This is a genomic window from Caballeronia sordidicola (assembly GCF_000729995.1).
In the GTDB taxonomy this organism is placed as follows: Bacteria; Pseudomonadota; Gammaproteobacteria; order Burkholderiales; family Burkholderiaceae; genus Caballeronia; species Caballeronia sordidicola_A.
In genome coordinates, this window is the sequence record NZ_JNFG01000011.1 from 197,037 (window position 1) to 217,267 (window position 20,231).

Consider the following 20,231-nt stretch of genomic DNA (forward strand, 5'->3'; position numbering starts at 1 on the left):
TCGCTATGAAAACACGCGCGCTAGTCTTATTTTCTGGTGGCCAAGACTCCGCTACTTGCTTGGCATGGGCGCTGAGTCGCTATGAGTACGTCGAGACAATCGGCTTCGACTACGGTCAGCGCCATGCCGTTGAATTGACATGTCGGGTCTCCGTATTGGCACGACTGAGGGAGCAGTTTCCAGCGTGGGCAGCGAAACTGGGCGACGACCACATGCTAGATCTTTCCATACTTGGAAAGATCAGCGACACCGCACTTACGCAGGACAAAGCTGTCGAGATGGAATCGAATGGCCTTCCAAACACCTTTGTCCCGGGCCGCAACTTGCTCTTCTTTACTCTAGCTGCTGCCGTCGCTTACCGCAGAGGGCTGCACGCGCTCGTCGGGGGAATGTGTGAAACTGATTTCTCCGGCTATCCCGACTGTCGGGACAACACGCTTAAAGCACTCCAAGTCGCGATCAGCCTCGGGATGGATGCACCCTTGATCATCGAAACGCCATTGATGTGGATCAACAAACGCCAAACCTGGCAGATGGCGAATGAGCTTGGAGGGGAAGAGTTCGTCGAACTCATTCGCAGCGAGACCCATACCTGTTATCTCGGTGACCGATCCGCCTTGCATGATTGGGGATACGGATGCGGCAAATGCCCGGCGTGCGAACTGCGAGCGACTGGGTACAAATCTTACGTTGCTACGGCACGGCCATGACATATAGCGTCAAAGAGATTTTCTATACGCTTCAGGGTGAAGGTGCAAATGCTGGACGACCGGCGGTCTTCTGTCGGTTCTCCGGATGCAACTTGTGGAGCGGACGCGAAGAGGACCGTTCGACGGCGCAGTGTTCATTTTGCGACACCGATTTTGTTGGAACTGACGGCACGGGCGGCGGAAAATTTAAAGACGCCCGGGACCTAGCAAATGCGATCGCGAGCCAATGGCCTACAGCAGACCATGCTCACCGTTTCGTTGTGTTGACCGGTGGTGAACCCTTGCTGCAAGTCGACAGCGCGTTAACCACGGCGCTGGCCGAGGAAGGATTTTTCATCGCGGTCGAAACCAATGGAACGGTATCCCCGCCTCCTGGTCTCGACTGGATTTGTGTCAGCCCTAAAGCAGGTACACAAATTCGAATTAAGGCCGGCAACGAACTGAAGTTAGTGTTCCCGCAAATCGCGTTCGACCCGACGGGTTTTGAGCAACTTGCGTTCGAGCGATTCTATTTGCAGCCGATGGATGGGCCTGATCACGCGCGGAATATCGCAAAAGCAATCGACTATTGCAAAGCACACCCTCGGTGGTCACTAAGTTTTCAAACCCACAAAGCCTTGGGTATCCGATGAAATTCGAACTAAGCCAACGCTTTTATTTCGAAGCAGCTCATACCCTTCACCGGGAAATCGGGCAGGAAGGTAGTCGACGAATTCATGGACACACTTATCATGCGCAGATTTTTCTTCGTGGCAAGCCTGATGCGACAACAGGAATGATCGTTGACTTAGGTTTTTTCAACCAAGAAATTCAGCGAATTAAAGATCAGTTAGACCACCGCTTCCTCGATGAGGTACCGGGTCTTGGCGCTGCCACTCTCGAAGGGCTGTGCGCTTACATCTATCAGGCGATTTTTCCAATCTTTCCGAACGTCTCGCGGGTTCGCGTGGAGCGTCAAGCAAGTGGTGACCGGTGTGAAGTGACTGCCGATTGAAAGCTCGATGACAATGATCTCCAACGTACCTTATCGTTGGTCTTAGTAGCACACACTCGAAACGCACAAGTTGCTCAACGTAGAGGCGCCCCCGTGCTCGCGAATGATGCAAAGAAAACAGACACCTTGGTGCGACTAGGCCGTCACTTCGCTTAGCACCTTCAAGATGCTCGCAGAACCTTTCCCTTCGGGTAGCAAAAGGTTAGGCTTGCCGCCACGCGCATCCTTGACCGCAAAATAAGCTTGATGTTTACTACTGCGCCACGCGAACACAAAAACATCGCTGTTTGCAGCCAATTGTTTCAAGCGGGTGGTCGCGACATGATCGGAGTTCAACTCAAGACGGCATAGGGGAACAAGTGACTTCAAGATCTGTATGGCACGCTGCCCGGCTGATTCGGTCAGCGTATAAATGGCTACTGACTTGTTCGCCAGATGCGCGAAATCACCCTCACCGCCCTCGCCTTCCTCAACTCGCTCAGCCAGTAACTCACTGATTGCGGGAAATTGATCGAAGTCATGTGCCAGAAGTTCCAGTCCGCGCCACTGATCCACTCTCAGACGGTGACGGTACTGGCTGGCGATCTGTTGCAAAGCGAAAAACAACCTCAGCGGCGCTTCCTTATCAGGGCGTGGAAACAGGGCAAACAACTCCACAATGTCGATCACCCAATCCATGTAGCGCGGGGATCCAACCCGCGCAAGAAGTTCCTGCAGATCATTGATCAAATCTCGGTAGTCAGTAGACTGGATACCCGACTCAAGCAATGTTCCCGTTATTCGTTGTACCGAATCGAGCTCTCCCAACCCGTCATTGCCATCTAGCAGAATGAGCGCGAGCAACGTCCGGTAAAGACGCTGAATTTCCGGCACACCGGTCGCCTCATGAAAGAAATCCAGAATGGCCGGTATCGACCTGACGTAGGTCCGCAAGACCGCCTCTTCGTAGTCTTCGAGTTCCGCCGTAAAGGTTGCGACAGCCTCAAGATCCAATGTGTAGTCGGAAAGTCGCCATTCTTCCGCTTTCTGCGCTGCCAGACGGGATGCCTCTATGCTAGGCAGGCCAGACTTCACGGCACGTGCCCACCCTTTCCAGTCACCGATTACCCCCTCGTCAACAGCAGACTGTGCAGTGTCCAACGACTTGTGAAGCTTCGCGATCTTCTTCGTATAACGCGGTCCCAAAGCGTCCAGCATCGTGGCGGGATAACGGCCCAATACATCAATCGCTTCGCGCGCTGCTTCCACGGTCGCTATTTCGGCGGCGCACTCCAGGATGCGCTGCAGCGTCTCCTGACTGACCGGCGCGCGCTTGAAAAAGGCCATTGCGCGTTCGTATTCAGCATCCTCGAACGCAGTGTTGCCTTCATACAGACTGTCGGAGGTTTTGACGCCCGCTTGCAGATCGGGAAACCACTCCGGCAACGATGACTCATCAGAGCGCTCGAGTTCGGCACGTAACGTTGTGAGCAACTCCTGATCGGGCCTTTCCCGTGAAAGTTCATTCAGTGCAAACGCCTTCAATACCGCCGGGCGCGTGATGTTCTTCCTCGCCCTGAACAGCCACGCGAATCGCGGCCGCACCTGCTCATTGAACGCCGCCGTCGCGGCAGCCAGATCGGCTTCATTCTCGTGCCGAGCCAGGAAGTGGACGTACAGCGCTTCGATCGCCTCGCCCAAGGTCTGTCGGGGAAGGCTGAGATCGCGAAGCGCGAGCAACTTGGTCTCCCCGGCAACCATCGGCGACCAGTGTCCCAGTCCTGCCAGCAGATGAATCTCGAGGAACCGCTCGTTCTGCGCATTGAGGCGACCCGTGCCTTTCAATTCCTCCAGTAGTCGATACGCCTCCCTCTCGTTTCTCGCAGCGATCGCTCGCTCGAAACGTAGCTTGAGTGAACCAAACGTTTGAGGCGTGGGACGGTATCGCTCCGGGCGACTTTCCACCGAGGTTCGATAGACACGCAGCATCGACCAGACCGGTTCGTTTTCTCGGCCACCGGCTCCTTCGAATCTGTAGACCCACCTGAACCTCCCAACAACAATCTGCGTCAGCGCATCGAACGGCGTGACAATCCGTCCCGCCGGCGTGAAATCGGTATACGCAAGGCCAACATGAGCGGTCAACTCCTCGCACATTTCGTTGGCCAGCAGATGACTGTCAGCGCACGCAACCCACGCGATTACCCCGTCGTGGTCGAAAGATAGCGGCAACACGAGAGGACGGGCACCCGGTGCCTTCGCCCAAAATTTCAACCACGCACAAGTCTCCGACCCGGCGAGCCGAACACCTTCAACATTCTGTTCAAGCGCCGCCTGACCAGAGCCGCGGAGTTGCGCGATGTAATCTCCGAGCCACCCGCTTTCGCTGGGCGTTAACTCTTCCAGATCCATCGAAGGCATAAAGGTTTGAAGATCTGCCACGTTCCGTCCTAGCCGTTTCTATATCTGTCAAAATTGAGTCTCGCTTCGGCAATCTGCTGCCGGTCGACATCAAATGAAATCACCTCGTCGTTTAATTCGAACCCGCCGTAGGTGAAATTCATGGATCCCGACAGCAATGCCCGATCGGTCAACAACCCCTTTGTATGCAAGGCGTCCTCGCCGTCGTTAATCCACAGCTTTGAATCGACACCTGAATTCCTCGCCTTCTCGCGAATCGTCGAAAGAAAGCGCTTGTTATGATCGAGGCTTCGCGTCGCAATACGGACGGGCTGCCCGCGCCGCATGAGCGACAGCAGCATGTCCGATATGGCTATTTCGCGGCTTCCCCAGTCAGGCTCGACGAGATTGAATGCGCCCGAACGGTTGTCCAGTATCGGTACGTCGCTAATCCATGGACTGACGAGCCACGTGGCACTTCCCAGGTTAAGAAGTTCGCCGAGAAAGACGAACTGAAAAAGTTCGCGCACCTCATGCTGGCTGGTTGTCGCGGACTTGAAAATCCTTCGCGATTGCATCAATTCACCTCCACTTCAGGAAGCCGGATATCGGCCTCCATGGCCGAAATGCTCTGCCGGATCGCAACTAGTGCCGGATAGATATGAAGGCTTCCCGCATCGACCGGGTTTAGCATGAGAGCGTGAAATGCCGTCTGCAACCGTTCCTCGTGTCCCCTGGGACAGGTCAACGTAGCCAATCCGCGCTCGGCGAGCACTGACTCGCAGTGCTGCTGCCATTCGGGTTGTGTGACATCTATTCGGATGTCCCACTCGGGAATCGAGTCGGCTACAAGCAAGCGCTCTGTTCTTGGCAGGCTGCAAAACGGGTTGTAAATTGACAGGCGCTGTTGCCTTATCAGGCTTCCACGGGGCCAGAGAAGTCCGTAGATCATTCCCGTCTTCCAGCCACTAGACATTCCAGCCTCGCCCAGCATGTCCTGAAGTTGGTCCGGCAGGTCGTTCCTGGCAGCAAACGCTGCAAGGAGTCGCGCGTCAATCTCAATCCCCAGGCGCTGCTCGGATACCTGCCAGTCGGTCAGCAAGTCGCGAAGGAACGCGTCTGAGACCCTTGAACTCCCGGGTCTCAGGATGCGCGCGTTAAGCGACGCCAGAAAGGCGTGGCTTGGCACGATCTGATGCCTGACAAGCAAGGATCTTAACCTGTCAAAAGCGGCACGACTGCTCTCCAATCCGACTGCATCGCGACATTCCGCCGCTGCTTCCGGTAGTTCACCGTCGGCAGATTTGTCCGCAAGCAGATTGACCACACGAGCAAGCTGTTGGTCCACCAACTCAAACTCTCCGGCCTGCAATGCAGATTCGATAAGAGCATAGAACCGCCCCGGATCCTCGCCGTAACGCGCCAGGAGATTCTCGATGAGCCCGGCCCCTCCTACCATCGTTTCAGTCACCCAGATAACCGCACCTGGCGTGTCTACAGCGGTTGACTCCGTCATTACATCAACCACAAGAGAGTCCGTGTCAATTTCTGGACACAGGGCCTGGATGGCATCCTGAACCGCAGCGCCCAAGGTCGCCAAGTAACGCAACCTCAGCCACTCCTGCCATGTCTCGTCGATCGGCTGCCAGAGGACCGTCGAGAGTGCTTTCAAAGCATCCAACACGCTCGGGTCATTCAGGAAAGCGATCAAATCATGTCTGAGTCGCTCCGGTCCCCGGGAATCTCCGTGGGACGCCTCCTCATCAACTTGCGTCGATTGGAACACGGTCTCCAGTACCTCAACCAGTCCCATTTCCGCCCGCCCTGCGCTTAGCAAGACGCTCGCCTCCTCAAGCGAACAATCCGCCGCCAAGGCGTTGCACACAAGTGCACCAAGATAGACGCGTGCAAGCCAGTCTCTCGAAAACGGACTCTCGACATTCACCAGCAATTCGCCAGACCATGCAAGATCAAAGTAGCGCGCGGTCCGTAAGGCGCGCCACTTTTCTGACGAGTGCCCATTTGCTTCGTAATAGAGTGCCCCCGGAATGTTAATGTCCAGTTTCAGGCCGTCGACGCTCAGCGTAAAGCCGATTGCAATATCAGTGCCGTCCTGCGTGAACGCGAAGGTACGCTCCTCGGTTCGACCATCAGTAAACCGCAAACTTGCCCGCGAACGGCGTGCAAATCTCCGAACTTCGATAGGGGACTGTTCACGATGGGAATGAAACACCGCTGACCTGATGATTCCTGCAAGTCGAGACGAGCGCGGCACAGGGAACACCGATGGAAGCTCGCCTGGAACAAACTGCGTCTGCCATTGCATGAACGCATTGGAGGTCGTGCCAAGGTCTCGCGGAGGTGCCGAGACGTTCAGGCGCATCACCCGAAATACCGGTGTGCTCTTCGTCTGTCCTTCGTCGAGATACTGAAAATTGCCGAGCAGATACCCGTGCATACTGGACCGAATATCGAAGGGTTGATCCAGTTCAGTCGACAGATGTTCGGGTCCGCACCAATGGTTTTCAGTGCCGTATCTGTAGCCAAATCTCTTCGAAATCCGCCCCGGGGCGAATTCGCGCATCGCCTGCAAAACAGGCATCATCTCGGGCTCTTCCTGCCCTCCTGGCAAGTAAATCGCCACTTCAGGCAAATTGAGATCGGCAAATAGAGACTCAGGGATAAATTCCGGCAATGGGCCTGAGCCTGCTGACGGGTCTTCAGCCGGTTTGCCCATCCTTCCCCACTGCGACTGGAGTCGGCGAAGCGCCGTGGGCAATACTGTCGTCATCAAAGGGCGTGGAAAGTCCCACAACAGCGCGTCGACGGAGTCGCGATCCAGCATCATCGCGTCAGACAGATGTCGAACTAAAGCTTCCTGCTCCCCTTTGTTTTCAAGGATTACCGTTATCAAACGGGCGATTCGTGCCTGGAGGTCAATATCTGCCGGGCGCTTGCCAGGGCCGTCCAAGAGTGCCCAAACGTGATAGTGCAAGCGGGACTGTTCTAACCGCTCTCCAAGATAGTCAATTAGCGCGAAGACCGCCTGCATCTTCTGGACGTATCGATTGGCGAGCGGAAGAACCCGCCTTGGCAATTCCGGATCAAATAGTTGCTCGTAAGCTTGATATGCGAGCCTGTCGCGACCATAGTCCGAAAGCACAACCACCGTCCATGGTCGTGTGCTACGCAGTCGCCCTGCACGCCCCCGTCGTTGCAGGAAAGCCGCGACATCGCGAGGTGCCTTATGCTGGACGACAACGCCGACCGCTGGATCGTTATATCCAACCTCAAGCGAAGCGGTCGCGACGACGATATCAGCTTCGCTATCCACACCAGCGTCTTGCGAACTCGTTCGATCAACCTGCAATGCGACAGACAGGTCATGACCAATCGATTCGCTCATTCTCCAGTCCTGCCCGTTCTCGAATTGCGACGCCGAGGAGATGGACCGACGAAGATGAGCGAGTGGTCCATTTGGATGCCGGCGTCGATCGAGCTCGCGACGGGAGTTCTGCGTTCTGCCCTCTGCATCCAGCATACTGAAGAACAACCGGTTATTGACATCAAGGTCATCTGTGAAAACAAAAGCCCTGCTAGCATACGCGCCGCCGCTCACCGGGTGTCCTCGCCGGTCCTGGGTCCTAGCCATGAGCATTGTCGTCTGAATGGTCGCCGAAAGAAGCGCCGTTCTCGAGACAGGATCGCCTCGCAACGCCAGTGTGTACTCAGCGCCCTCCTTTTTCATATCTCCGGGAGATGGCGATACCTCCGAAACCAATTCCGGTTTCAGACCCGTGAGTTGACAGAAGAACTCCGGCGCTTCGCGCAACGTTGCTGACAGGCCGACAAAATGAGTCCCCGAGCGACACGCGCCGCGCCATCGTCGCATGAGATATGCAACTTGCGCACCGTGGAACCCGCCGTAGGTATGGACTTCGTCCATTAACATCATTTCGGGCGGTCGATGCACCCTCGGACCTAGTCCAAACAAGTGGCGACTGCGCGAGTCCGACATACGACGGTTCAGCATCTCCGTCGTCGTAAAGAGAACATCAGGGGGTTGTTCAGCAAGTCGCCTGCGGGTCAGAACCAATTCATCCTCAGCCACGCAATGAGCACAGGTGTCGCAGCACAATCTCTCGATTTCGCGCGAGCGATCCGCTTCGCGCCAGACCATGGAGCCGCCACATCCCGGAAGCGGACACGAAAAGTACGGGCAGATGGCATCTGCTCCGACCATGCGCCATCGTTTAGGAAGATATCGCGCCGATGTCGGTGTATCGCCAAATAGCGCCCCCAGAATTAGCTTCCGGCCCGTCGCAGTAAGAACCGGGTCAAGGCGCCGCGCTTGAGAATAGACTTCGCCGAACTGATCCTTAAGCAGTTCGTTTCGCGGATACAGCGCTATCGCCTTTACCCATCGCTTCGAAGATCCGCCCTCGAGCAGTTGCGCGATACGGGTAAGAGCTGGCAGATAGAACGCCATGGTTTTCCCGCTCCCGGTGCCCGCGCAAACGATGGTCCCCCCAATGCTCCCGGAATGCAGAGATTTCAGGATGCGGCAGGTTGCATCTACCTGGAACCGCGCAAGCGTCATCTGACCCGTGTCCGTCTGCAACAGGGCACGCATTACCGAACCGGTAAACGACGGCACATTGCCGATCTCCGACAGCAGTTCGTCCAAGGTCAGTTTGCGTTCCGGATATTCGCGCCTCTTCCATCGAAACCGGTAGTCGGCAACGAGTGCCGGAGCATTAACCCATCCACCATCGATGCCATGCTTTGGAAACCACTGTCTAAGTTTGCTGGCGAGTCTTATCGTTTCGGCCATGCGTGACCGGTACTTACGTTCGCTGTCATCGATGCATAAGAGGAGCACCCGCCGGACCAGTTCTTCGATCACGGCTTCGGCGTCGAAATATGCCTCCAATCCATCACACTTCGCGGCGGAAAGAAGTGGTTCCACGAGCTCGACCAATTCTTCGTGAGTGATGGCCGCATCAACGATACCCCATGACAGAAGAGGTAATTCGCGTTGCTCAAGGACGTCAAGGCAGGCGATCAGGAGAGTCGTAACGTTATCCATAACTTAATTGACGCGCGCCCTGATTGAGTACAGGCCATCCTCTTGCCGACTTTTCAGCCAGTCCAGGACCTCTTCAGTGAGCAGAGACAGGGATGCCCCTACGATGCTGTTCGCCCCCTCCAGGAAAAGTCTCACAGTCTCGGGAACATCGAAATCAATTTTCCCGTACGCGGTAACCAACGAACCGGAAAGTGACTCCACCTCGATGATAGCAGCGAGATCACCTGGTAGGCTTTGGCTGACTTGCTGCAGTCGGAAGTAAATTTGTTCGTAGTCCCGAATACGTTGCCTGTTTTCGGTTGTATCTGCCGTACGACTCTTGACCGTCCCCGGTGGGTCACTTGTGATGCTTTCCAGGACGTACCGTTTCCAACCAGATTTCGCAGATGTCTCCAGCGCCTTATTTAGCGCTCGCATCTTCTCCAGCAACAAGGACCACTCTTTGCCGGACTTTAACGTCTGGGAACTCGGCTTTTTCTCCATTTTTTTGCGTACATCGGATGACAGCTTGATCACCTCCGCTACCAAACTCTCGGGAAACTCGACCAGAACATTTCTGGACCGTAGTCGGAGCACGCCATCCCTGCTGAGATTCAACGGTTCAATCAGCGCTTGAAGAGTTCGCTTTTGCTCGTGGAGTTCACGAACCTCCTCTCCGTTGTCGCTTACCGTCTCCAGATATCCCAATCCTCCTTTAAGGGCTCTCGTTTGTTCGAGCAAAGTCATAAATCAACTCCTTGACGCGCATCCTTCGTGTCGACCGCACTCAGCATTGCCATGTCCGATGCGATCACATCCAGTTCCTGTAGCAAATCATCAATAACAGGCTTCTTGTCCAGACCCATGAGCGCCTTGCGCCTGGTCTCAACTAGGCCATTCATGTTGGAGATGAACCGGGATATGGTCGACATCACCGCTGCCGTGTCTTGCAGGTCCTTGGGGTTCACACGTCCGAGTACGGCCATACGAGCCGCTTCCGTCTGTGCTCTTTCTGCGTCGACAAACAGGTTCCGGATTTCTGCCAAGGGACACGCATTGAACTGCTTCAGGATTTCTTTAATGTTGCTCTGATCGACGTTTTCCGGCCAAACTCCGATTCGGATCGCATCCGAGTAAACGGCCCGCAGTTCAGCGTACAACTCTGCCTTGTTTGTGTCGTCGCCAAGCATTTCGGTCATTTCCACGCCCCACTTGCAAAGTTCAGCATAGAACTGGACGGAAAGTGGCCTCAGACTGGAGGCAAGTTGCTTCACGTGTGAAACAAGCTCCTTATCCAATCCTCTTTCCCGATCGAGATCCTGCGCCTGCAATCCGACCGCGTATACGTCCTTCTCACGCATCATCTCCCAGACTCGAGTCACGTCGAGCGCCAGCGGGGTTTTTCCGGTGTCACCCTGAAAATACATTGCCCTGCGGAAAAAGTGTTCCATCAGGCCTTTGCGGTGTGTGAAGCAATCTCGACGCAGCAATGCCCAGCCAGTTCCCAACAGCGTACCTGGCGCCTCGACTGCCGGCGTAAGTAGTTGTGCGAGCAGCGTTTCAACGCTTTCTGTCCCGGTTGAATCCTTCTTCACGTTAGTCAGACCAAGGGCGTGCGACTGCATCGCGAGAGCCGGCATTACAGCGCTAAGTGCCGAGTCGGCGATTGCCCGCGATTGCGACAGATATTCGGAGGCAAGTTTCTGTCCCAGTTGGAAGGCATATACGGAATCCTCGTCCGCTTCGGGGTAGTTCCATTGATTGCCTTTCAGGTCCCACCGGACGATGGCAAGCAGGCTTTTGAAAAGGAACCCGTCAGGATCCTCGCTCGTGGCGGCGATCCTGACAACGACCGGATACTCCTGATTCCCTCGCGCGCAAGGAATCTGAAAAGCTTTAAATGATAGGCCTTTGACCTCGGATCCAGACAGCGAGATCAGAGTCCAGTTTGATAAGGCGTCCACTAGTTTTACGCAGGCATTCCGGATGGCACGGGCGCTCGTCAGGTCGAGTTCAACGCCCTCTCGCCATGCCTGGAGGCGCTTCTTCCACTCTACGATCTTGGGGTCTTCCTGCGGGACAACAATGTCTCTGCCATCGCCCGAACCTCCAGTTCCAGTTCCAGTTCCAGTTCCAGTTCCAGTTCCTGTTCCTGTTCCTGTTCCTGTTCCTGTTCCTGTTCCTGTTCCTGCATCACCACGTAGAACAGCTTCCAGAGGCGGCAATCTGAATGCTTTGAGCACTGACGGATTCAGCACGTGCAACTCTTCATCGTTCTCCGGATTTCCCCCCCAGTTCGCGAGAAGACTCTTGTACTGCGCACGCTGCTGGCTGTTTAGTGGTCGTTGCCTCGATACAAACTCGGCTATGGCAGCACTGGGCGTCGCTACGGCAATCGCCTCTGGAAAGGAACCATTGTCGAAAGAAGAGCGCTGGTCAAGAAGCAACGGCCTCAATATATAGTTGATAATCGCCCGGGGGTTAAACGAAAGCCGCCCCCCGACTTTCAGATAGCGGTCACAAAAAGCCGCTACGGCTTCCTTGTTGAAGGGAAACAGTGCATAGCTTCGTGAGCTATACCCGAAACCCGAAATCATCGACATCTGATCACCTTCGTCGCTGAACGCCGGCAACCAACTACTCGAATCGACGCTTTCATCGTCGACGTTACTGAACATGCGCTGAAGTTGTTCAACTCCATGACGACTTGCGTTCAGATAGTTGCCAACGAGATCAACGGCGCGCGACACGACGACATCATCGCGCTCGTCCGTCGGCCGAATAGCCCACTCGTACTTTGCCCGCGTGCGAATCGTCTCCCATTTGTCAAGATAACCGTCCGTGACTGCGATCGCCGTCCGCATGAAGCACAACTCTTGCTTGCCGTCCCGTATGGCCTCCTGGATGCAGATGTTGAACAGCACCTCCTGAATACCCGTAAGTGCCGCAAAATCCTCCACCAGAAGGATAAGTTCCTTTCCGTCCTTGAACAACTGCTTACGAATGTCCAGGATGACGTCCTGAAGGGAATACCCGCCCATTGCGCTCAGATTGAAACTATTGCCGACAGCCGCGTCGACAGCTTCGTTTAGTATCTTCACTGCCCGTGCACGCCCCTCGGTATTTGCGCCGTCGATAGTGGTCAAATAGTAGTTCTTCACTTTTACCGAAGCCTGGCTGATGTCGCCGATCGGCATATCGAGATCGCCGGCTTCGAACTGCGGCAGAGAATCATCGACCGTGCCATCGGCGGACTTCGTTCCCGTCGCGCGCCGGACGAGTCGAACTAGCGGCGCGTGGTCCGAAACCTCATCCTCTTTCCCAAGCAAACGATCGGTAAAAACATTGTCTCCAAGCAAGCCGGGAAGATTCTTGAGGTGATGCAGATCCGTTAACTGGTTCTGGTTATCAGCACTATCCACCGAATACTGCACGCGCAGTTGCCGGAACCGCTCCTCGAGTACGTTCTGCATTTCAGCGCGCAAGCGGTTCGCTGCCGCACGCGGCTGAAAATCTGGAATCGCCTGGTTAAAGGCGTTAAATATCTCAGGAGACTGTTCTGGATCGAGCGCCTCCACGATCTGCTTTACGACGCTGCGCAGGCTCGCACTCTTCGGCACGCGGATGATATGAGCGAGCTTCGCCTCAGGACGACGTTTAAGTTGCGCGTGAAGCCAGCGAATCAAATGTGACTTGCCGTATCCCGAAGGACCGCTCAGCGGCAGGATAAGCGTACCGGTAGGCAAGTCATCAGTCAGAAAGTATTTGAGTAGGTCCTGTTCGGTAGCCGCCTCTTCTGCTCGCTCCAGAGTTGCCTTCTTCGTTAGGTCCATCGTTTGATGGACCGCAAGCAGCAGACACTCGTCTGCAGATTCCGCTTCAGGTTTGATGCAGTCGTTAATCGCGGTACTCGAAGGCCACCAATTTGCGAGTGCCATCATGCTTCCCCGTGATATGTGACGTGCGTAAATCTCTCCCAGTGCCTGCCGGCAAATCCCGTAAAGCTGTACCCCTGCTTCGCATCCGTGCGGATCTCGAAGCTGATCAGCCCAGCAATTTCAAGGCGCTTCAGTGCGCGAGACAGTGACATCGAGAGTGCGTCGCCAGCACGCGACGCCAGTTCGGCACTTCTAATTTCCGCCTCCACCAACTGACGGTAGTTACCAAAGTCGAGCACCGGCAGTACCGTTGCGAGCGCCTCGATAAAATGTACAGCCGTCAGCCTCTCGAGGTCTTTGAATATGCCGGACAACGAATCGCGAATCGCGACCGTAGGGTCAACAATCAGTGGGCTATCACCGCTGGCAAATCCCATAAACACCGACCAATGCTTGAATCCATTCCAACGCGTGTCGTTTTGCAGCACTCTTCTCGCCTCATTTCCGATCTGGAAGCTCTCCAGTACCTGAATCTGCTCGGGGGAAGAAGGAAGCGTATAAATATCCTGTGCGAGAATCCACGCGGCCGCCCTGGTGAAATCCGCGCTCAGATTAGACTCCGCATCCCAGAAGTTTCTGTTGTTTGTCTCGTTGAGAGCTACCTCGCGTACAACAGTCGGCATCTGTCGAATCGCCTCACCGCGCTCCAAATTGGACAGCCAGTTGTAGTCAGACGCAATACGGATCTTGCCGTCAGTCTCAACAAACAGGCCGAGTTGAGTCCATCTCGTCATGGCAGAGCGGAAACGTTTCGGGTCGATCGCGGGTTCCGGCGCGCATATGCTGATCAACCTGTCCCTTGTCATTGGGCCAAGCGCAACGAGCGCCTTTAGCGCAATGAAGACCTGCCCCGGCATCCCGTCGCTTTCCATATTTAATATCGCCATTTCGGACTCTTCTCTTTCCTCGAGCAGTTAATCAAACCTCTTGGCATGTCCGACGTCGGGCGCACCAACTTTCACGCAAAACAGTGTTCGCCTATGTCGTCATCTTCTTAAGAAACTGTGCGAGATCCATGCGGTTTGGCCATACATCAGCCATCCTTCTACCCGGCGCAAACGGGTCGATGAAGCTCTCCGGTACGAACAGAAGATGCAACGGTTTGCGAGCAGCGAGGATCTCAAGAGGTATCTCGCCCGCCGCGGAAGTCAGAATCGAAACCGCAGGAAACCGCTGGTTGACGACAAACGCGTCATCCGCGCGCATATCGTTTTCGATAACGAACTTCCACCGCGATTTTCGCGCGAGCTCACTATAGCCCTTAACGCCTCTCCAGAACTCCCTGTCGGTCAGGTTGATCTCGGCGACGTCCAAGTGCGAAACGGCTACCGACAGTGCTTTGACCACCTGCCCGGCGACAGCCGATGACAAGAGGTCGGGCATTACCACAAGGAACTTCTCTGGCGATCGCCCGCTGAAATACTTGCTCCATTTTGCGATATCGAACTTGCGCGTCACGGCGAGAGGTAACGTGGGCATGAACGTCTGCAATTTTTTCTGGCCAATTCTCCGACACACTGGACAACCAGCACATCCCCCTCCGACGGGGATGCGCCACCGACCGTTGTCAACCTCATACAACCGCGTTAGTGCGTCTGATACCTCAACGTCGCCGTTCAATACCGAAAGCAGGAGCTTGAAATTCCGCCCCGTACTCTGCTCGCCGTGAAGTCTCGCAGTCTGAATCTCGTTCGCCCAAACACTCTTTTCTCGATGGCGCGGATTGAGAATACGAATCGTCGTCCTGTTGAAATATTGCGCCGCCGCCTCTTCCTGGCGGCCTTCGTAGGTATCGTCAGGCTCCCTAGGAAGTCGCATAGGCATTTCTGGAAAATCGGAATCAAGTTCAATGACTCCGGCCCGGGCCATCAATATCAAGGTTCTGACATTCCAGGCCTTGTTATAGTCGCTCTGCCGCATACCATGTGTTGGAACGACCGAAATATCGACCGACCATCGATCCTCGCCACGGGCCTCGTGGGATCTGAGCATCGCCTCCCAGCGAGCCAAACCCAGTTCGTCTCCGATGACTCGAGTTCGCCCAAGGCTTCGACCCATTTCGATATCTGCACCGTCGTACACTGCAAGTGATACGCACGGGCGGCCATCACGTCCGCCGCGGCCGACTTCCTGATAGAAACGGTCGAGCGTTTCCGGAACACAGGCGTGGATCACGCAGCGTACGTCAGTCTTGTCGATCCCTACGCCAAAGGCGGACGTGGCAACAATGACATCTAGTCTATTATTGCTCCAGCCGTCAATGATCGATTTCCTGTCGGTGGCTGAGGTCTCACCGTGGAAGTGCGCAATGCGCGTCAAGCCGAGCGAACCGTGCAGCAGGCGAGCTATTCCCTCGGCATCTGCCCGCTCGCTGACGTAGACGATAAACGGTCGCGGAGCATGCCGGGCCGCCTCGAGAAGCCTCACGCGCTTCTCCTCAGATGACTCAGCGCGATGAAACCAATATTCTGGCTCCTGTCGAAGTTGTACTGCAGAAATAACTTCAACCTGCGGGACTGGACCGAAAAGAGTAGCCAAGGTCTCCAGCGTTTCCCCTGCAAGCGTCGCGCTCAGTAACAACGTGTTGAAGGGTTCACATGTATTCGGCACCACCCTAAGCAGTCCGCTTCGCAAACCGGCAAGCATTTGGAACGAGGGACGGAATTCGTCACCCCACTGCGCGACGAGATGCGCCTCATCGATAACCAGTCGACGAACGAACCCGGAGCGGGCGGCGTCGTAGAGCGCGAAGACGAGACTGCCACATATCGACTCGGGAGACGCAAAGAGAATTGGCTGGCGTCCTCGGCGGATTCGTTCCTTGAACTGCTGCTTTTGCTCGGAAGACAGGTCAGCATGCCACGCGAAAAGTTCAACCTTGCTCGGATGGATTGCCAGGCGCTCCTGCATTTGCCTTTCCTGGTCGATTGCCAACGCCACCGTTGGAACGACCACGACCGTCATGTTTCCCTCTCGCCCGTCAAGAAGAACATCAATCTGAGCAACCAGGCTCTTACCGTTTCCCGTCGGCAAATTGACAACCAAGGTACTTCCCGGTAGGGCAAAAAAAGAGGCCCGCACGGCTTCGCGTTGTCCCTTTGACTTGTAATAGCGTAAGCCCGTCACCAAACTAACATATGGATCGGAGTCACACTCCTGCGTGGCCGCCAGTCTATCCATGGAAAACGCCCGGTCGAAAACGCCCGACGAAGAGGCTTCGAGCCATTCGGGGTGCCAGCGTTCGGCTGAAAGGACAAACCCGTCCGGTGCCTGCATCACGAACACGCCCCACTCGGCCCACTCCTGGAACGACGGCCACGGCGGATGGCGGGGCACCTTGATCCGACTAAGGCTGCTAGATTGTGACTGTTGCAGCAGGATCTGGCGAATCAGCGGCATCAGGTCGTTCTTGGCAAGAACATCGCTCGACGGCTGCGCGAGAATCTGGCTGATCCGCTCGTAAGTGCCCTCCAAACAAAACTCAAAAAACGGAAATTCTGTCGGCCACTGCAGGAGCGCCTTCTGCAACTCAGAAAAGCCGAACTCTTTCATGCTGCATCTCGCGCAAGGTCATCAAGCGATATGCTCGAAACAATCACAGCCTGTACAGCATCTACCCGGATCGCAGGCTTGGCAACGCCTCCGAACAACGCGTTATCCAGTTGCGATTCGAACTGCGCGGCCTCGCGAGCCACTTTTAACTCTGCCGTCTCCATGAACGCCAGTCGTGCCTGCCTCTGGACGTCGTGAAGTCGATGTCGTGTTTGACTCATATTGGCAGCATTCAGAACCTTGTTCCGAAAGTCTTCATGCGCGCGCAAGACGTTTTCGGCGGTACTCCGAGAATGCGTAACATGTATGGACCAGTCCGCGATTGCCGGAATCACCTGGTTTCGGACTACATCCCATCGCTCAGCGCTCAGGTTAAAGTCTCGGCCATGGCCCACGCGCGGCTCCTTCAGATATGGAGCATTCAAACGCTCAAGGACTGCCTGGTCAGCGACCTCGTTATACTCGGCGTCGAGCCATACCGTTATGATCATTGGCTCGAACTCCGCGTCGGCGCGCCGCCGTAATGCAAAATAGCTACCTTCACCGTACCCCCTGTCTTTTGACAGGGCGAAGGCTTCTGCTACGTGCGCTTCGATGACAAAGTCGAACCGCATGAAGACATCTGCGACGTCGGTGCTGATCCAGTCAGGCACAAATCTCCACATGGCCGATGACCGCCCACGCTCATCAAGCTGTGAAAACTGTTCAAGGCCACGCCAGAAAGCGGATCCATATCTCAGGACGTGCGCGTTACGCGCAAGTGCGGTAGGTCGTCTGCATGAGTAGGCAAATGTACGGGGGGTTTGTTGCCTCGCACCGGGTTGTTCCGTATCGATCGCCTCGATGAAGCCCGGGTATTCAAGAAATCTCGTCAGCGGAAGCAGTGTAGCCGCTGACTTCTCATCAGCGGTGTACTGATAGCGGACTACCTGGTCCAGGTCAGATGATCCGGACTTTATCTGCTGGAACTGCAGTGTTCTGACTGCCCATTCATCCACGTCCTCGCGGATATGCTTCCAGTCGGAGTCCGCCTCCTCCAGAAGATCAAAGTCTTCCGACTCCTCCTGCTCAATGGAATCGAGCGCGTCCATTTTGTCGAGGCGATCAATCTCATGCTGCACCGCTTTGCCTTCCACCAGGTCTTTTTCCAGATCGCAAAGTGCATCAGAACCATCCAGAAACAGCCTAGCCCGAACGGCCTCCATTCGCTCATCGATGAGATATTGCAAACTGGCTACCGAACGATCGAACACCTCAAATCCATTGTTCATACAATTGAACCACGCAGTGTCCCACTGACTTCCTTCACAATACCCGACGTAAGACAGGACAGCACTTCCCGAACCGAAGCGATCCACGCGACCTATGCGTTGCTCGATCCGGTTTGGCGACAGCGGTAGGTCGGCATGAAGGACAATTTTGTTGCCTCCCTGCAAGTTCAAGCCATCCTCCGCAGCAGGATCGCACACGAGAACAGAGCATCCAGCGTCAGTGACAAACCGTTTCCATTCGTTTCCTGTTGTCTCATCAAAATCATCCCAGTCGTCCGCGTCGGCATCCCGCGAGCGTACCCGATGCCGTACGACCTGAGCCTTCATGTGTTTGGCCAACTCAAGATAGAGTTGGTCGGCATGCGACACAGACGATGTGAACACGACTACCTTCTGAGCACGTTGGCCTGCGAGGCTCGAAACTAGCCGACAAATCTCCGAAGTTCCCACATGCTCAACTGCCTGCCCAATGGCAGCGAGTAGTTTTCTCAGACAATCGTCTTCACCTCGGAACGAGGCCGCCGCGCCCTGCGACTCGTCGCGAGTACGCTCATCGATCTCACACAACCTGGCAGATACAACATCGCGCAGGGCAGTCGCGTCGGAAAAGAACGCGTCAATAAAGCCAAGAAAAATAGGCTGAAACGATGCGGCGCCTTCGGCATCGCGCGAGAATTCTGTTAGCGCGCCGACCCGCCAGTCCTCCAGTCTTCTCTCGATCTCTACCCGCGCAGCCGAAGCGTATCTCAGGGTCTTAACCCCGCTTCGATTCGGCGTAAGAAAGGAAAGCGAAGCACGACGATTGCGCAGGACTCGCCTGCTCAGTCGGTATGTCTCGCTAACGTGGGCTTTGATAACGCGAAGCACATCGCCGAACTCGGGATCATCTTCGTCCGGCAGCGTGTCCACTATTGCCTGAAGCTGATCGCAAAGGCTTGACAACAGATTGTCCTGTGGGAAAAGTGCCCTTAGTTGTTTGATCGAACTCCCCAATGAAAACACATTATCGGGAACGAGAGCCGCAACAAGTTCAGCGAGTTGTACCCGGTGCTGAACCTTCGTGCGAAAAGCCGCCTCATCTTCAAGTCTGTAAAAGCTCGGATCAAGAAGATGGAGCATGGCCAGGAAAGTGCGCTCGTTGCCAAGTGCAGGCGTAGCCGAGAGTAGAAGGAGTCGCCTCACGCGCGCCGAGGCGGACGCAATTTCTCTGAACAGAGCGCTCTTGCGTGGGTCGTCCGATCCATAGCCAGTCGTTACCTGATGCGCTTCGTCGACAATCAGCATATCTGCCTTGGACAGAACGGCGGTCATTGCCTCGAAGTTATCGAATCCAATAACAAAAATGGAATCGTCAAGAAAATCGGAAAGATGAAACGTCCTGCGGAGTTCGTCCCGCCATTGCTGTACGAGGGACGGCGGCACTATTACGGCAGCAATATGACTCGTCGGGTAGTCGAGGACGTACTGCCTAAGAATAATCCCTGCCTCTATGGTTTTACCCAGCCCCACCTCGTCTGCAAGCAGGTAGCGCTGACACGGGTCCGACAGGACGCGGCGAACAACCTCGTACTGGTGCTGCAGCAATTCGATCCGGGACGACGCATAAGCGGACAAGCCCTGAAAGCCCCCTCGCAATGCAGTCGTCCGGTGCATGAACCGCCGCCGTCCTGATGCATAGCTTGGCGTCTCCGTAATGAAGTCGGCCAGATATACACTGGGGTCGCGGATAGGCCGGTCCCATCTTACGAAAACATCGGCGACCTCCCGGACCTTCAGCAGTCCGTTCGGAAGCTTCAATTGCAGCGTATCCCCGTCCGCGTCACCCACCCGCGCAATCCGCCAGCACTTCCTCGTTTGGTCAAAAAAATACACCCGCGTTTGCCTGTGCAAACGCGCACGGGAGAGCGTTGCGTAGGGAACTGTCCTCACGATCCTTTCCGCCGACGGATCGTCGAAATACTCGATCACGCAATCAACGTTGCCCTGCTGCAGCAACTTTGCAATCCCGTCCCCCGGGAACAGCGCGCACCTAACGAACATATTGGTCTTCTTGTGGCAAGAAATTTACCGCGTGGTTCCTGCGGCGACACACGATCCGCAACTCTCGATTGAACGCACGACGTTACAGCAGTTTCTAGTTCCATATCGGCTTTAGGGCTGCTCAATACCCGCAGCCACCGATATGCATTCAAATTGTAATGAACAAACGCATTCGCGGTTAGTTATTTGTAAACATATGCCAAAATCTTAACAACCTGATTGACTTGTCGACCGTTCCCGAATGCGCATTTCATGGCCGCAGTCAACCGCACCACAGAA

The 20,231-nt window shown here is 55.3% G+C and carries 11 protein-coding genes; 3 read left to right on the top strand and 8 right to left on the bottom strand.

What is annotated here, in order from left to right:
* Window positions 1-5: 5 nt before the first annotated feature.
* The 3 genes from queC to FH08_RS0112620 are packed head-to-tail and all read left to right on the top strand — an operon-like array spanning window position 6 to window position 1,704.
* Entirely contained in the window at window positions 6-710 is a 705-nt protein-coding gene (queC, locus tag FH08_RS0112610) for a 7-cyano-7-deazaguanine synthase QueC (protein ID WP_031358666.1), read from the top strand.
* Window positions 707-1,342, top strand: a complete 636-nt coding sequence (queE, locus tag FH08_RS0112615; RefSeq protein ID WP_031358667.1) for a 7-carboxy-7-deazaguanine synthase — start codon at window positions 707-709, stop codon at window positions 1,340-1,342. The genes queC and queE overlap by 4 nt, the downstream gene beginning before the upstream one ends.
* Window positions 1,339-1,704: a 6-pyruvoyl trahydropterin synthase family protein gene (locus tag FH08_RS0112620; RefSeq protein ID WP_031358668.1), complete on the top strand. Its 366-nt coding sequence runs from the start codon at window positions 1,339-1,341 to the stop codon at window positions 1,702-1,704. Before queE ends, FH08_RS0112620 begins: the two co-directional genes overlap by 4 nt.
* Before the next feature lie 135 nt (window positions 1,705-1,839).
* Here the strand turns inward: FH08_RS0112620 and dpdD are convergent, their stop codons facing one another.
* The 8 genes from dpdD to dpdE form a co-directional block, all read right to left on the bottom strand.
* Window positions 1,840-4,125: a protein DpdD gene (gene dpdD / locus FH08_RS0112625; RefSeq protein ID WP_152602810.1), complete on the bottom strand. Its 2,286-nt coding sequence runs from the start codon at window positions 4,123-4,125 to the stop codon at window positions 1,840-1,842.
* An 8-nt stretch (window positions 4,126-4,133) separates the two neighbouring features.
* Window positions 4,134-4,661 (bottom strand): phospholipase D-like domain-containing protein DpdK, encoded by a 528-nt coding sequence (gene dpdK / locus FH08_RS0112630; RefSeq protein ID WP_031358670.1) that lies wholly within the window; start codon window positions 4,659-4,661, stop codon window positions 4,134-4,136.
* Window positions 4,661-9,172 carry a protein DpdJ gene (gene dpdJ / locus FH08_RS0112635; protein WP_031358671.1) on the bottom strand — a complete coding sequence of 1,504 codons (4,512 nt, stop codon included), beginning with the start codon at window positions 9,170-9,172 and terminating at the stop codon, window positions 4,661-4,663. The genes dpdK and dpdJ overlap by 1 nt, the downstream gene beginning before the upstream one ends.
* A gap of 3 nt (window positions 9,173-9,175) precedes the next feature.
* Window positions 9,176-9,898, bottom strand: a complete 723-nt coding sequence (locus FH08_RS0112640; protein ID WP_031358672.1) for a hypothetical protein — start codon at window positions 9,896-9,898, stop codon at window positions 9,176-9,178.
* Window positions 9,895-13,092: a protein DpdH gene (gene dpdH, locus FH08_RS52945; protein ID WP_031358673.1), complete on the bottom strand. Its 3,198-nt coding sequence runs from the start codon at window positions 13,090-13,092 to the stop codon at window positions 9,895-9,897. The genes FH08_RS0112640 and dpdH overlap by 4 nt, the downstream gene beginning before the upstream one ends.
* Complete coding sequence (gene dpdG / locus FH08_RS0112650; RefSeq protein ID WP_031358674.1) at window positions 13,089-13,976, bottom strand: protein DpdG; 888 nt, start codon at window positions 13,974-13,976, stop codon at window positions 13,089-13,091. The genes dpdH and dpdG overlap by 4 nt, the downstream gene beginning before the upstream one ends.
* A 91-nt stretch (window positions 13,977-14,067) precedes the next feature.
* Window positions 14,068-16,641, bottom strand: coding sequence for a protein DpdF (gene dpdF, locus FH08_RS0112655; RefSeq protein WP_035566042.1), 2,574 nt, complete (start codon window positions 16,639-16,641; stop codon window positions 14,068-14,070).
* Window positions 16,638-19,952 (bottom strand): protein DpdE, encoded by a 3,315-nt coding sequence (gene dpdE, locus FH08_RS0112660; RefSeq protein WP_031358676.1) that lies wholly within the window; start codon window positions 19,950-19,952, stop codon window positions 16,638-16,640. The genes dpdF and dpdE overlap by 4 nt, the downstream gene beginning before the upstream one ends.
* Window positions 19,953-20,231: the final 279 nt, after the last annotated feature.

Coding starts and splice junctions, on each gene's coding strand:
- dpdE (WP_031358676.1), bottom strand. CDS start 19,952: ATGTTCGTTAGGTGCGCGCTGTTCCCGGGGGACGGGATTGCAAAGTTG.
- dpdK (WP_031358670.1), bottom strand. CDS start 4,661: ATGCAATCGCGAAGGATTTTCAAGTCCGCGACAACCAGCCAGCATGAG.
- dpdH (WP_031358673.1), bottom strand. CDS start 13,092: ATGATGGCACTCGCAAATTGGTGGCCTTCGAGTACCGCGATTAACGAC.
- dpdG (WP_031358674.1), bottom strand. CDS start 13,976: ATGGCGATATTAAATATGGAAAGCGACGGGATGCCGGGGCAGGTCTTC.
- queC (WP_031358666.1), top strand. CDS start 6: ATGAAAACACGCGCGCTAGTCTTATTTTCTGGTGGCCAAGACTCCGCT.
- dpdF (WP_035566042.1), bottom strand. CDS start 16,641: ATGAAAGAGTTCGGCTTTTCTGAGTTGCAGAAGGCGCTCCTGCAGTGG.
- FH08_RS0112620 (WP_031358668.1), top strand. CDS start 1,339: ATGAAATTCGAACTAAGCCAACGCTTTTATTTCGAAGCAGCTCATACC.
- queE (WP_031358667.1), top strand. CDS start 707: ATGACATATAGCGTCAAAGAGATTTTCTATACGCTTCAGGGTGAAGGT.
- FH08_RS0112640 (WP_031358672.1), bottom strand. CDS start 9,898: ATGACTTTGCTCGAACAAACGAGAGCCCTTAAAGGAGGATTGGGATAT.
- dpdJ (WP_031358671.1), bottom strand. CDS start 9,172: ATGGATAACGTTACGACTCTCCTGATCGCCTGCCTTGACGTCCTTGAG.